The organism is Nonomuraea zeae (genome assembly GCF_005889725.1).
Classification (GTDB): Bacteria; Actinomycetota; Actinomycetes; order Streptosporangiales; family Streptosporangiaceae; genus Nonomuraea; species Nonomuraea zeae.
The window spans coordinates 1-13,129 of the sequence record NZ_VCKX01000324.1 but is presented as its reverse complement, the minus strand read 5'-3'; the positions used below and the strand labels follow the sequence as shown (position 1 = coordinate 13,129).

At 72.9% G+C, this 13,129-nt stretch carries 16 protein-coding genes; 9 read left to right on the top strand and 7 right to left on the bottom strand.

The genetic code is table 11. From position 1 onward, the window contains the following. Positions 1-249, bottom strand: a 249-nt coding sequence (locus ETD85_RS52590) for a hypothetical protein (RefSeq protein WP_206059439.1), incomplete at its 3' end; no start/stop codon positions are given. Positions 250-482: 233 nt separating this feature from the next. On the opposite strand from ETD85_RS52590, the gene ETD85_RS52585 reads away from it, so the two are divergent. Beyond that, on the top strand, positions 483-1,655 hold the full coding sequence (locus ETD85_RS52585; protein ID WP_138697376.1) for an alpha/beta hydrolase family protein: 1,173 nt from the start codon (positions 483-485) through the stop codon (positions 1,653-1,655). A 23-nt stretch (positions 1,656-1,678) separates the two neighbouring features. Here the strand turns inward: ETD85_RS52585 and ETD85_RS52580 are convergent, their stop codons facing one another. Then, complete coding sequence (locus ETD85_RS52580) at positions 1,679-2,422, bottom strand: TetR/AcrR family transcriptional regulator (protein WP_138697375.1); 744 nt, start codon at positions 2,420-2,422, stop codon at positions 1,679-1,681. Between the two features lie 118 nt (positions 2,423-2,540). Here ETD85_RS52580 and ETD85_RS52575 point away from each other — a divergent pair, with 118 nt between their 5' ends. After that, positions 2,541-3,902 carry a serine hydrolase domain-containing protein gene (locus tag ETD85_RS52575; RefSeq protein ID WP_138697374.1) on the top strand — a complete coding sequence of 454 codons (1,362 nt, stop codon included), beginning with the start codon at positions 2,541-2,543 and terminating at the stop codon, positions 3,900-3,902. 13 nt (positions 3,903-3,915) lie between these two features. Here the strand turns inward: ETD85_RS52575 and ETD85_RS52570 are convergent, their stop codons facing one another. Together ETD85_RS52570 and ETD85_RS52565 are read right to left on the bottom strand one after the other, a co-directional pair. Continuing rightward, positions 3,916-4,314 (bottom strand): hypothetical protein, encoded by a 399-nt coding sequence (locus tag ETD85_RS52570; protein ID WP_138697373.1) that lies wholly within the window; start codon positions 4,312-4,314, stop codon positions 3,916-3,918. A 1-nt stretch (position 4,315) separates the two neighbouring features. After that, positions 4,316-4,858, bottom strand: coding sequence for a dihydrofolate reductase family protein (locus ETD85_RS52565; protein WP_138697372.1), 543 nt, complete (start codon positions 4,856-4,858; stop codon positions 4,316-4,318). 149 nt (positions 4,859-5,007) lie between these two features. Here ETD85_RS52565 and ETD85_RS52560 point away from each other — a divergent pair, with 149 nt between their 5' ends. The 6 genes from ETD85_RS52560 to ETD85_RS52535 all read left to right on the top strand — a co-directional run bounded on the left by ETD85_RS52560 (position 5,008) and on the right by ETD85_RS52535 (position 10,427). Beyond that, positions 5,008-5,580 (top strand): RNA polymerase sigma factor, encoded by a 573-nt coding sequence (locus ETD85_RS52560; RefSeq protein WP_240780000.1) that lies wholly within the window; start codon positions 5,008-5,010, stop codon positions 5,578-5,580. Then, on the top strand, positions 5,577-6,362 hold the full coding sequence (locus ETD85_RS52555) for a zf-HC2 domain-containing protein (protein ID WP_138697370.1): 786 nt from the start codon (positions 5,577-5,579) through the stop codon (positions 6,360-6,362). The genes ETD85_RS52560 and ETD85_RS52555 overlap by 4 nt, the downstream gene beginning before the upstream one ends. Further along, complete coding sequence (locus ETD85_RS52550) at positions 6,359-7,195, top strand: ABC transporter ATP-binding protein (protein ID WP_138697369.1); 837 nt, start codon at positions 6,359-6,361, stop codon at positions 7,193-7,195. Before ETD85_RS52555 ends, ETD85_RS52550 begins: the two co-directional genes overlap by 4 nt. Further along, positions 7,192-8,631, top strand: coding sequence for a hypothetical protein (locus ETD85_RS52545; RefSeq protein WP_138697368.1), 1,440 nt, complete (start codon positions 7,192-7,194; stop codon positions 8,629-8,631). Before ETD85_RS52550 ends, ETD85_RS52545 begins: the two co-directional genes overlap by 4 nt. Beyond that, the gene (locus ETD85_RS52540) at positions 8,622-9,314 is read left to right on the top strand and encodes a hypothetical protein (protein ID WP_138697367.1); all 693 of its coding nucleotides are present in this window, start codon (positions 8,622-8,624) and stop codon (positions 9,312-9,314) included. Before ETD85_RS52545 ends, ETD85_RS52540 begins: the two co-directional genes overlap by 10 nt. A 69-nt stretch (positions 9,315-9,383) precedes the next feature. Then, on the top strand, positions 9,384-10,427 hold the full coding sequence (locus tag ETD85_RS52535; RefSeq protein ID WP_138697366.1) for a S66 family peptidase: 1,044 nt from the start codon (positions 9,384-9,386) through the stop codon (positions 10,425-10,427). A gap of 32 nt (positions 10,428-10,459) precedes the next feature. Here the strand turns inward: ETD85_RS52535 and ETD85_RS52530 are convergent, their stop codons facing one another. The 3 genes from ETD85_RS52530 to ETD85_RS52520 are packed head-to-tail and all read right to left on the bottom strand — an operon-like array spanning position 10,460 to position 12,796. After that, positions 10,460-11,104 (bottom strand): response regulator, encoded by a 645-nt coding sequence (locus tag ETD85_RS52530; protein ID WP_138697365.1) that lies wholly within the window; start codon positions 11,102-11,104, stop codon positions 10,460-10,462. Then, positions 11,095-12,195, bottom strand: a complete 1,101-nt coding sequence (locus ETD85_RS52525; protein ID WP_138697364.1) for a sensor histidine kinase — start codon at positions 12,193-12,195, stop codon at positions 11,095-11,097. Before ETD85_RS52525 ends, ETD85_RS52530 begins: the two co-directional genes overlap by 10 nt. Beyond that, the gene (locus ETD85_RS52520; protein ID WP_138697363.1) at positions 12,179-12,796 is read right to left on the bottom strand and encodes a DedA family protein; all 618 of its coding nucleotides are present in this window, start codon (positions 12,794-12,796) and stop codon (positions 12,179-12,181) included. The genes ETD85_RS52525 and ETD85_RS52520 overlap by 17 nt, the downstream gene beginning before the upstream one ends. A 101-nt stretch (positions 12,797-12,897) precedes the next feature. Here ETD85_RS52520 and ETD85_RS52515 point away from each other — a divergent pair. Next, a partial coding sequence (locus tag ETD85_RS52515; RefSeq protein WP_138697362.1) for a hypothetical protein occupies positions 12,898-13,129 on the top strand: 232 nt, incomplete at its 3' end.

Genomic DNA, 13,129 nt, shown 5'->3' with positions numbered 1-13,129 from the left:
GGGTGAGGGGCGGGCGGGCGGAGGGCTGGGCCGCAGTTGCAGGAGTGCGGCCATCGGGTGCGGCCGCACGCCGGCGTCGTGCTCCGGGCTCGGCAGGCCCGTGGCGGCGAACGCAGCGGCGGCGGCCAGTACGGCCGCCAGCAGCGCGTCGGCGACGAGCGCGGCCCGCGACGGCCGGGCGGTGCGCGCCCCCGGTCGCAGCAGGCCGAGCACGTACCGCCACCGGAGCCGTCGTTGATCCGCTGTCACCAGCGCATTCTCCCGTGCGCCCGATCCGCCGCGCATCGTCCTCAGTGACGGGGACGGTGTCCGCCGGGAGTACATCGCAGGGATGACACCGCGCGCCGGTCGTCCTCGGGAGGTATGCGATGTCGGCGCGGCGGCCGATGCGCCGGAAGATCGGCCGCGCCTACCTTCTTGCCTGCCACCCGGCCGCCGGCGGAATCCCGGCGGCGGCCGTCCCGACAGAAGAACGGACACTCATGCGTCGTGTGACAGGACCGGGCCGCGGCATCGTCCTCGCCGGGCTGCTCGTCCTCACCGGCTCCGGGGCCCTCACCGGTACGCCCCCGGCTGCCGCGACCGCTTCCCCGGCCGCCCACGGCAGCGCGCCGTCGCTGCCGGAGCCGACGGGGTCCCGGCCGGTCGGCATCACGTCCCTGCACCTGACGGACACCTCCCGCCCCGACCCCTGGAACCTCGACGTCGACGCCAGGGAGCTCAAGGTCACCCTGTGGTACCCGACCAGGCAGCGGGACGGGGAACGGGCGCCCTACATGACGGCGAAGGAATCGGAGCTCCTGATGAAGGGCGTGCGGAGCGCGGGCGTGCCGTACGACACGCTCAGCAGGACCCGGACGAACGCCATCAAGGACGCCGAACCCACCGGGAAGAAGCTGCCCCTTGTGGTGCTGTCGCCCGGCTTCACCAAGCCGATCAGCACGCTCACCTCCCTGGCCGAGGAGCTGGCCAGCCAGGGGTACGTGGTGGCCGGCATCGACCACCCCTACGAGAGCTACGTCACCACCCTGGCCGACGGGCGGATCGCCGAATGCCTCGCCTGCGACAGCGACACCGACACCGGCTTCGGCACGGGGGTCGTCGCGGGCCGGGCGGCCGACGTCTCCTTCGTGCTCGACCAGCTGCCCGCGAAATGGAAAGGCTCCGGCCTGATCGACCGCTCCAGGATCGCGATGGCCGGCCAGTCGATCGGCGGGGCCGGCGCCCTGGCGGCCATGGTGAAGGACCCCCGCATCCGCGCCGGCATCGACATGGACGGCACCTCCTACGCCCGCATCCCCAAGAGCGGGTTCTCCCGGCCGTTCATGTTCATGGGGTCGCCGCAGCACGTCCCCGGCGGCCGTGACACCTCGTGGGACCGCGACTGGAAACTGCTGGCCGGGTGGAAGCGCTGGATCGTGCTGGCGGGCGCGGACCACCAGGACTTCACCGACGGGCCCGTGCTGGCGGGCGTCCTCGGCATCAAGCCCGTCTACGGAGCCCTGCCCGCGGCGCGCGCCGTCGAGCTCGTCCGCACGTACGTGACGGCCTTCCTCGACCAGCACCTGAAGGCGAAACGGCAGACCGTCCTGGACAAGCCGTCATCGCGCTATCCCGAGGTCAAGTTCTGCCCCGCGGCCTGCGCTCAGTCCTGAGGCCCGGCGTCAGGGAGGCGGCCTTAGGCGCCTTCCGCAGGGGCGAAGCGGGCGGCCAGGCCGTCAAGGACGCATTCGAGCCCGGTGCCGAACTCGTCGTCGCGGGTGGCGCGCGCGTTCTGGTCTCGCCGGGCGGCGTACAGCTTCCGCAGCCGCGGGTAGTCCTGGACGGCCTGTTCGGCGGCCGGCCAGAGGCTCGCGGTCCAGTCCTGCTCGCTCCGGCCGCTGCGGGCGAGCGTGGTCAGCCAGGCGGCCTCACTCGTCGACACGCCGATGACGTAGGCCATGACCGTGTTCAGTGCCTGGTCGGCCGCCTCCAGGGTGAAGCCCCCCTGCTCGAACACGGCGAGGATGGCCTCGTTCTGGCGCAGCACGTTCGGACCGAGGTAGGCCACGCCGGTCTCGCCCTGCACGGAGACGATCCAGGGGTGGCGCAGGAGCGCGGCCCGCATGCCGTGGGCGAAGCGGGTGATGGCCGCGCGCCAGCCGTCCGGATCGGCGGCGGCCGGCACCTCGACCTCGCCGTAGACCGCGTCCACGACCAGTTCGAGCAGCTCGTCCTTGTTGGCCACGTGCGTGTACATCGAGGTGGCTCCGGCGTTGAGCCGGGTGCCGAGCTTGCGCATGCTCAGGGCGTCGACGCCCTCGGCGTCCAGCAGGTCGAGCGCCGCGGACACGATCTGCTCCCGGCTCAGCGGCGGCTGCTCGCGCCGGGGGCGCTGCGGGCGGGCCCACACCGACAGGTACGGCTGCTGGTCGTCCGGCATGCGTGCTCCTTCACGACGGATCTTCTCCGAACAGTGTACGGCTTGCGAACAGTGTGCGCGGTCCGTACAGTGTGCGGAGCGCCGAACATCGTGCGGCGCCCTGAATGAAGGAGCCGTCATGCCCTCAACGCCTTTCGACATGGACCGCTGGCAGGCCAGGCTCGACGAGCTGCGCGCCGCCCACCACGTGCCCGGGGCCGCGCTGGCGGTGCTGGCCGGCGGGACGATCCATGAGCTGGCCAGCGGCGTGCTGCACCAGGGCACGGGGGTCGAGGTCACGACCGACTCGGTGTTCCTGGTCGGCTCGCTCGCCAAGCCCTACACCGCCACGCTCGTGATGCAGCTGGCCGACTCCGGCGCCCTCGACCTGGACGCGCCCGTGGTCAGCGTGCTCCCGGAGTTCGCCACTCCCGACCCGCGCGCCACCGAGAAGATCACCGTCCGGCAGCTGCTGTCCCACACCGGCGGGGTGACCAACGACTTCGCCCACGACTCCGGCCGGGGCGACGACTGCCTGGCCAAGTACGTCGAGGCCGCCAGGGACGTGCCCCTGGACTGCCCGCCCGGCACCGCGTTCTCCTACGGCAGCCTCGGATACGTCGTGCTGGGCCGCATCATCGAGGTGCTGACCGGCAAGACCTGGGACCAGGCGCTCAAGGACATGCTCTTCACCCCGCTCGGGCTGGAGCACTCGATGACCCTGCCGGAGGAGGCGCTGCGCTTCCGCGCGGCGATGGGCCACCTGGGCGGCGAGCCGGCACCCGCGTGGGACCTGATGCCGCGCTCGGCGGGCCCCTACGGCCGGGTCATCGTCTCCGCCGGCGACGTCGCCCGGTTCGCCAGGATGCACCTGGACGGCGGCCTGGCCCCGGACGGCACCCGCGTCCTGTCCGCCGGCGCCGTCGCCGCCATGCAGCGCCGCGAGGTCGACAGCCCGGACAAGTGGTCGATGTCGGCCGACGCCTGGGGCCTGGGCTGGACCCTGCATGACTGGAACGGGGTCTTCGGCTTCGGCCATGACGGCAACGCCGTCTCCCAGTACTCCTACCTGCGGGTCGTCCCGCACGCGGGTGTGGCCGTGGTGCTGCTGGCCAACGGCGGCAGCTTCACCCACCTGTACGACGATCTGGTCCGCGAACTGCTGGCGGAGCTGGCCGGGGCGGAACTGCCACCCCTCTTCGCCCCACCGGCCGACCCGCCCGAGGTGGACATGACGCGGCTGGTGGGCACCTACCGGCGGGCGGGCGTCATCACCACCATCAGCCAGGACGACGACGGACGCGCGCGCATCCGGTACGAGTTCGTCGACGGCCTGAAGGACATCTCCCCGCCGCTGGAGGCCGCCCTCGTGCCGGTGTCGCCGACGGTGTTCGCCTTCGCCGGCCCCTACGGCGATCATCTCCCCGTGGTCTTCTCCACCCTGGCCGACGGCACGCCCTGCGTATATGTCGGCATGCGCGCCACTCCCAGAGCCGCCTGAGCGAGGGGCCCGCTCAGCGGCCGCCGGTGAACGGGGCCTCGCCGTCCTTGAGCGGGCGGAAACGCATCGCCGACCACACCTCGTCCACGGCCACCTGCCCGTTCGGGCGCAGCCCGTACTCCCCGACGATCGGCCAGAGCGTGTCACGGTTGATGTCGGCCTTGTTCCCCTTCGGATAGGCCACCCACACGACACCGGGCTCGGTGAGCCGGCCGCGCTGCTCGTCGAGCAGCGCGCGGGCACCGGCGGCGTCGGCGGCGAAGAAGACCGCGACGTTCGCCCGCGTGAGGTCGTCGACGTGGCGGGCGCCCTCGGGCAGCGGCTCCACGAGCGGGCGGCGGTCGGCCCCGGAGACCCACACGGTGGTCTGCGGCTTGATGAGGAGCTTGTCGGCGACGGTCTTGGCGGGCATGTCAGGCCTTCTTGTAGGTCAGGTTCAGCACGCCGGTGCTGAAGGTGGCGGAGTGGGTGAGGGCGAGCGGGATCTGCCCGGAGCCCTCATCGAACAGGCGCTTGCCCGCGCCGACCACGATGGGGTGGACGAGCAGGTTGAGCTCGTCGAGCAGGCCCTCGCGCAGCAGGGCGACGACGAGGGTGGGGCTGCCGGAGATGCCGAAGTCGGGGCCCGGCTGCTGCTTGAGCCGGGCCAGCTCGGCGATGGCGTCGCCGCCGATGACCGTGGTGTTCGCCCACGTGGGCGACGTCAAGGTGGTCGAGGCGACGTATTTGGGGGTCTCGTTCATGATCTTGGCGATCGGGTCGGCGGGGTCCTGCTGCGGCCAGTGGGCGGCGAAGGTGTCGTAGGTGTGGCGGCCCAGCAGCAGGGCGTCGGCGGCGGCCATCTGCGCGCCGACCGCCTGGCCCATCTCGTCGTTGAAGTAGGGGAAGTGCCAGGTCTCCGGGGCTTCGACGACGCCGTCGAGCGAGATGAACAGCCCTGCGGTGATCCTTCTCATGATGGTTGCGCTCCTTGTTCTCGGGGGTGTCCTCACCCTCTCACCGACAAATCAAGTTGTCAAGGAGGCTAAGTTTGTCGGCCGGTCCATGAAGAAGCCCGTTCATGAAAGGGAGAACCGGCGGGGGCGGGCCGTGCGATAGATACAGCGTGAGACCGTTCCCCTTCCGGCGGCGCGCGGTTTCGGACGTCACGGCGGACAGCACGGACGTCGAGCTGGTCACCGCCGTCGCCGCGCAGAGCACCGCCGCCCTGCGCGTCCTCCACCAGCGCCACGCCCCCTGGCTGCGCGCCCGGCTGGCCCGCCGCTGCGCCGACCCGGACGCCGTGGACGACGCGATCCAGGAGACGTTCCTGGCCGTGTGGCGCTCGGCGGGCCGCTTCCGCGGCGACAACCCGGCCGGCTGGTTGTGGACGATCGCCATCCGCCGCCTGATCTCCGCCCTGCGGGGGCGCGGCTCGCGCTGGATCGGCTCCGGGCTGGAACCCGGCGACGGCTCGCCGGTCGCCTCGGCCGAGGACGTGGTGCTGCTCGGCGTGCGGCACGGCGACCTCGGCAGCGCCCTGACCAGGCTTTCCCCCGAGCTGCGGGCCGTCATCGAGGCCACCGTCCTGGACGGCCTCACCACCAAGGAGGCCGCCGGTCTTCTCGGCATCCCGGAAGGCACGGTCAAGACCCGTGCGATGCGGGCCAGGGCCCGGCTGCGCGAGGAGCTGTCATGAGCTGGCACATCCCCGACGACCTGCGCGAGCGTTACCTCCAGGGCACGCTCGAACCGGCGCCGGCCATGTCCGTGGACGCGCATCTCGGCGGCTGCGCCGACTGCCGGGCGGCGCTGCCGTACGACACGGGCTGGCTTGAGGCGTCCTGGGCGAGGCTGGAGACCGAGCTGATCAGGCCGCGTCCGAGCCTCGCCGAGCGGTTCCTGCGGCACGGCGGGGTGCCCGACCACCTGGCCAGGCTGCTGTCGGCGACGCCGACCATGAGCCTGGCCTGGCTGGCCGCGGTGGTGGCGGTGCTGGCTTTCGCGGTGCTCGCCGCCCGTCAGCAGGCCGAGCTGCTGCCCGCCTTCCTGATCGTCGCGCCGGTGCTGCCGCCGGCCGGGATCGCGCTGGCCTACGGACCGCGCGTCGACCCCGCCCACGAGCTCATGGCCGCGACCCCGATGTCCGGGCCGCGGCTGCTGCTGACCAGGGCCACCGCGGTGCTGGCGGTGGCGGTCGTGCTGGCCGCAATCGCCTCGCCCCTGCTGCCCGCGCCACCCGGCCTGAGCGCCGCCTGGCTGCTGCCCGCGCTGGCCGCCGCCGCGGGCTGCCTGGCCCTGTCGAACCGGCTGCCCGTGCCGACCGCCGCGCTCGCCGTGGGCGGGGTGTGGCTGGCCATCGTCGGCACGGGCCGCTTCACCGGCACCTGGCTCACCGCGTTCGGCCCCGCCCCGCAGATCGGGTACGCCGCGGCCGCCCTCCTGCTGACCTACCGCTTCTACCGAGTGAGCACCAGATGATCCAGATCAGGCAACTGACCAAGACCTACGGCGCCAAGCGGGCGCTCGACGGCTTCGACCTGAGCCTCACCACCGGCGTGACCGGCCTGCTCGGCCCGAACGGCGCCGGCAAGACCACCCTGCTGCGCTGCCTGGCCACCACCCTGGCCCCCGACGCCGGCACGGTGAACGCCTTCGGCCTGGACCCCGCCGACCGCGCGCAGCGGACCGCGCTGCGCCGCAGGCTCGGCTACCTCCCGCAGAACCCGGGCGCCTACCCGCATTTCACCGCCTTCGACCTCGTGGACTACGTGGCGATACTCAAGGAGCTGACCGACCGCGAGCACCGGCACGCCGAGGTACGCCGGGTGCTGGCCGAGGTGAACCTCACCCAGCAGGCCCGGACGAAGGTCCGCAAGCTGTCGGGCGGCATGCGCCAGCGGCTCGCACTGGCCCAGGCCCTGCTGGGCGAGCCCGACCTGCTCATCCTCGACGAGCCGACCGTGGGACTCGACCCGGAGCAGCGAATGATCTTCCGGGCGCTGATCTCGCGCCTGGGCGAGAGCCGTACCGTCGTGTTGTCCACGCACCAGACCGAGGACGTCGCCGCGCTGTGCGAGCGGGTCGTCGTCATGCGCGCCGGCCGCGCCGTCTTCGACGGCACCCCCGGCGGGCTCGCGGCCGTCGCCGACGGCCGGGTGTGGCTGTCGCAGGCCGCGCCCGCCACCTCCACGCTGTTCTGGCGGACGGCCGACGGCCGCTACCGCACGCTCGGCGAGCGGCCGGCGGCCGCGGAGGCGACGGCGCCCGGCGTCGAGGACGGCTACCTCACGCTGCTCGGGGAGGCGGCGTGACGCGGCGGCTGTTGCTGTTCGAGGCGCGCAGGCTGGTGCGGCACCCGCTCGTGTGGGGCGCGACCGCCCTGGTGCTGGCGTTGCAGACCTTCCTCAGCCGGGACCAGCAGCCCGACCTCACGATGGACCCGGTCAACGCCACCGGGCTGGCCACCTGCCTGGCCGCGGCGGTCCTGGTCGTGGCGAGCCTGGCCACCTCACGCGACGGGCGGCACGGCATGCCCGAGAGCCTGTCCGGCCTGCCCGGTCGGGCCGAGCACCGCACACGGGCCCTGCTGCTGGCCACCCCGTTGGTCGCGGGGCTTGCGGCAGCGGTGGCCATGGGCGGCTACCTGGCGATCCGGCTGCTGAGCGGCCCCGCCGGGGGCCGGCTGGACGTATGGGAGCCGCTGACGGCGGTGGCCGCCGCGGTCCTCGCCGCGACGCTGGGCGTGGCCGTCGGCCGCTGGGCGTCGTGGCTGATCGCCGGGCCGCTGGTGGTGGCCGTGCTCGGCTTCCTCATCTTCACCAACCCGTCGAACGGCCAGGCCCGCTGGCTGCTGCCGGTGATGCAGGTCCACCGCCCGGACTGGCCCGACCGCCCGTCGGCGGCCCACCTGGTGTACGTGCTCGCCGCCGCGGCCCTCTTCGGCGGGATCGCGCTGCTCAGACACCGGGTACGGCCGGCGTCCGCCGCGGCCGTGGTGGTGGCGCTGGCCGTCGCGGTGCCAACGGGGGCCACCGCGGCGTCTACCCGCCCACCGGCGACGTTCCCCACGAACGTGCCGCTGACCCTCGACCACGTGGATTCCCGCGTGCGCGAGCGCTACTTCGGCCCCGGCGCCTACCGCTGCACGGTGCGGCAGAGCCTCACCTACTGCGCCTTCCCCGGGTACGAACCATGGATCCCGCTGTGGGAACAGGCCGTCCAGCCAGTCGTGGCGGCGCTGCCCGCCGAGCTGCGGGCCCGGGCGCCCCAGGTGCGGCAGATGAGCCCGACCTGGAGTTTCGGGGCAGATTCCGGCCTGATCCGGGCGCCGATGAGCTGGGGAGACCCCGACCAACGCAGGATCCTGGCCGAGGACGTGGCCTTCTGGGCGACCGGCCTGTACGACTCGGCCGCCAGGCACTCTGACCCCCGGCACCCCACGCTCTGCGACGTGCGCGGCCAGGCCCGCGCGGTGGTGGCGCACTGGCTCATCGGCCAGGTCTCCCCTCCCGAAGCCCGGCGGGGGCTCCACGTCGACGATCACCGGGGCCGGATGTCCGGCCTGGACTGGGGCCAGGCCGAGATCGGCTACGCCAAGCTGCTGTCGGCCTCCCCCGTCGCCCGCGAGAAGGTCCGGGCCGGCTGGGACACGCTCATCAAGCCCACCACCACGATCGGCCAGGCCCTTCCGCTGCTCGGGCTGGAACGGAAGTTCGACGCGCCGATGGGAGCCACGCCATGCCTGTGACGCTGCCCGCCCGCCGCCAGGCCGGCACACCCTTGTCCGTCCCGCCGCCGCCCCGCCGGCGGGTGGCGCTCCTGCTGGTACGCCCCCTCGCCCGGGCCATCGACTGGGCGCCGCTGGCCGTGGTCGCCGCCTTCACCGCCGGGCTGGTGAGCCTGGTGCAGTACGGGCAGGCGCTGCCGGGAGGCAACGCACTCGTACTCATGCGCATCTGCGGGACCCTGCTCGGCGCGGCGGCAGCCTTCGGCCTGGTCGATGCCATGTCCGCCGACCTCGGCGCCGCCACGGTCCCCCGATGGGTGCGGCAGGCGCTGCGCTGCCTGCTGCCCGGTGGCGCCGCGATCGCGATCTGGCTGGCCGCCTTCTCCTACATCCTGACCCGCCTGCCGGCAGGCACCCTGTTCCCGGTCGGCGACCTGCTCATCGAGGCAGGCGTTTGCCTCGGCATCGCGCTGGCGGCCGCGGCGACCGCCGTGCGGTTCGCGCCCGGCCGGCAGGCCGCCATGGCCGCGGTCGTGGTCCAGCTCGCGATGGTGCTGGGGACCATCCTGCTGCCGCCACAGGTCCGGCTCTGGCCGCCGACCTGCGGATTCGGCCACTGGGAGCAGGCACACCTGTTCTGGCTCGCGGTGCTGCCCGGGCCGTACCTCTGGCTGGTCCTGGCCGGACGCGACCTGCGCCGCTGAGACGGCGGGCCGCCCCGGGCGGCGGAAAATGCCTGGGGTGGCAGGCCCGGCCACACCTACGATCGTCGGATGACGAACCCCCGCTACCCCGCCAAGCCTCGCCCCGGAGACCAGGTCGCGGTGCTGTCCCCCTCGTCCGGCCTGCCCGGCCTCTTCCCCGTGCCCTACGAGCTGGGGCTACGCAGGCTCCAGGACGACTTCGGCGTGAAAGCGGTCGAATATCCGACGACCCGGAAGATGGGGGCGACACCCGGCGAGCGGGCCGCCGACATCCACGCGGCCTTCGCCGACCCCGCCATCAAGGCCGTGATCGCCAGCATCGGCGGCGACGACCAGATCACCGTCCTGCCCCGCCTCGACGCCGGGATCCTCCGCGCCAACCCCAAGCCGTTCTTCGGCTACAGCGACAACACCAACCTGCTGCTGTTCCTGCGGGACCTGGGCATCGTCGGCTACCACGGCGGCTCGGTGATGGCCGAGCTCGGACGGCCCGGCGCGATGCACCCGATGACCGCGCAGTCCTTCCGGGCGGCGCTGTTCACCTCGGGCGAGTACGAGCTCACCCCCGCGAGCACCTCCGGTGACATCAACCGCCCCTGGCAGGACCCGCGCACCTTCGACAGCGAACCGGACATGGAGCCGGCCGGCGGCTGGTCCTGGCACAACGGCGACCGGGTCGTGGAAGGGATCAGCTGGGGCGGCAACCTGGAGATCATCTCCTGGCTGCTGATGGCCGGCCGCGCGGTGGGGCCGCCGGACGCCTACGCCGGCAACGTGCTCTTCCTGGAGACCTCCGAGGAGCTGCCGCGCGCCGAAGAGGTCTACCGGATCCTCCGGAACATGGGCGAGCGCGGGCTGCTCGAACAGTTCCCCGCGCTGCTGATGGGCAGGGCCAAGAGCTGGTCGTTCGAGCGCCCGCTCGGCCCCGAGGAGAAGTCGCAGTTCCGCCGGCAGCAGCGGGAGGCCGTGCTACGAGCTCTCGCCCGGTACGCCCCCGACACCATGGTGGTGTTCGACGTCGACCTCGGCCACACCGACCCGCAACTCGTGATCCCCGTCGGCGGGCGGATCCGGGTGGACGGGCCGGCCCGCCGGATCGTCGTCACCTACTGACCGGCGGCGCCGCCAGGCCCGGGGGACGGCGTTCACGACTCCAGGAAGTGCAGCACCGCCAGCACCCGCCGGCTGTAGCCGCTCGCGTGCGACAGCCGCAGCTTGTCGAACAGCGAGTTCACGTGCTTCTCCACGGCGCTCTGCGACACGTGCAGCGACTGCGCGATCGAGGCGTTCGTCAGCCCCTGCGCCATCCGCTCCAGCACCTCGCGCTCGCGTGCGGTCAGCCGGGCCAGCGGATCCACCTGCGTCGTACGCGCCAGCAGCTGCCGCACCACCTCGGGGTCGAACGCCGCTCCACCGGCCCCGACCCGCTCCAGCGCGTCCAGGAAGTCGCCCACCTGCGCGACGCGGTCCTTCAGCAGGTATCCGACGCCCTCGACGTCCGAGCTCATCAGCTCGGTGGCGTACCTCTTCTCCACGTACTGCGACAGCACCAGCACCTTGACGCCCGGCCAGCGCCGCCGGATCTCCAGGGCGGCCCGCAGTCCCTCGTCGGTGTGGGTGGGCGGCATGCGCACGTCCACCACCACGATGTCCGGCTCGTGCTCGGCCACCGCCGCCACCAGCGCCTCGCCGTCGCTGACGGCGGCCGGCACCTTGTGGCCCTCCTCCGTCAGCAGGCGGACCAGGCCCTCGCGCAGCAGCGTGGAGTCCTCGGCCAGGATCACCCGCACGGCAGCACCGCCGTGATCGCCGTCGGCCCGCCCGCCGGGCTGCTCAGCTCGAAGCCGCCGTCCAGCGCGGCCACCCGCCGGGCCAGCCCCGACAGGCCGCCGCCGGCCGGGCTCGCGCCGCCGGAGCCGTCGTCCCGCACCCGTACGACCACCGCCGCGTCCTCCTCGTGCACCTCGACCGTGATGAGCCCGGCGCCGGCGTGTTTGGCCGCGTTGGTGACCGCCTCGCAGACCACGAAGTACGCCGCCGTCTCCACCGCCATCGGCGGCCGCCGGCGCAGGTCGCAGGTTACCCTGACCGGCACGCTCGACCGCTCGGCCACCCCCGCCAGCGCCTCGCCGAGCCCCAGGGAGTCCAGCCCGCTCGGATAGACCCGCCAGGCCACCTCGCGCAGCTCCGCCAGCGCCTGCTGCGCCTCCTGGTGGGCCTGCTCCAGCAGCTCGGGGCGGCCCCGCCTGGACCGCCCGATCAGCATCGACAGGGCCACCAGGCGCTGCTGCAGCCCGTCGTGCAGGTCGCGTTCGATCCTGCGCCGCTCGGAGTCGACCGCGGCCACGATGCCCGCCCGGCTCTCGGCCAGCTCGGCGATCCTGCGCTCCAGCGCCAGCGTCGGGTCAGGGCCGAGCATCCGTTCCGCGAGCCGCCGCTCCAGCGCGTGCACCCCCACCACGCCCGACAGGTCCAGGAACAGCAGCACGATCCCGGCCAGCCCGATGTAGGCCACCAGGGGCGGGCTCGGCACCATGCCGTCGAACGGCTCACCGTGCCCCCACGCCGACACGATCAGCACGGCCGCGCCCGCGCCGTACACGAGCAGGGTGATCACCAGCCCGCCGAGCACGCCGACCGGGACGCGCGCGGCCAGGTAGCGCACCGCCCTGCCGTCGCCGGCCCGCAGCGCGTCCAGGGCGGCGGTGTCCAGGCGCAGGCGGCGCGCCTCCAGCCGGGCCAGCCGGGCGGCGGCCGCGCCGACGTTCGGATTGCCCAGGAACGGCAGCGCCAGCAGCAGGAACACCAGATTCACCAGCGCGGTGACGGCGCCCGCCGCCACCGCGCCCAGGAGCCGCAGCCCCTCAGCGGCGATACGCATGCCTCCCCTTACGCCGCTCCGTCAGCCGCATTCCGACGAACACCAGGACCGCCAGCACCACCAGGCCGATGATGACGTTGGTGCCGATGCCCACGTACGTCTCCACGACCGCCCAGTTCTCGCCCAGCAGGTAGCCGGCCATGACGAAGATGGTGTTCCAGATCAGGCTGCCGGCCGTCGTCAGGAGGGTGAAGGTCAGCAGCGGCATCCGCTCCACGCCCGCCGGCACGGAGATGAGACTCCGGAAAATCGGGATCATCCGCCCGAAGAACACCGTCTTGCGGCCGTGCCGCAGGAACCACGCCTCGGTCTTCTCGATGTCGGACACCTTCACCAGGGGCAGCTTGGCGGCGATGGCCAGCGTGCGCTCCCGCCCCAGCAGCGCCCCCACCCAGTACAGGGCCAGCGCGCCCACCACCGAGCCGAGCGTCGTGAACACCAAGACGTCCAGCAGGTCCATCTCGCCCCTGCTGGCGGTGAAGCCGGCCAGAGGGAGGATCACCTCGCTCGGCAGGGGCGGAAAGAGGTTCTCCAGCGCGATCGCCAGGCCCGCCCCGAGAGCTCCGAGGCTCTCCATCAGTCCAACCAGCCATTCAGTCATGGCCTAAGGCTACGGAAGATCGGATATGCCCAGGAATGAGGAAGGTGGTAGATCGCAGCTGTGGTAAACCACACCCCGCGCGTACCGTACACTGTACGGCCGTGAGCCTCAACACGGATCTCGTACGTCATGCGGCAGTATTCCAACCCGGCGACCCGCCCAGATCCGGACGCATGGCCTTCCTCGATCCCGGCGGCGAGGCCCTGATCACCGTGGCCGAGCAGCACGACGGCACCGTACGCACCCGCAGCGTCCCCGCCACCCTCGTCCCGGTGAGCGAGGCGGTCGCCGCCCTGGCCAGAGCCCGCAGCGACCCCTGTCTCTTATACACCT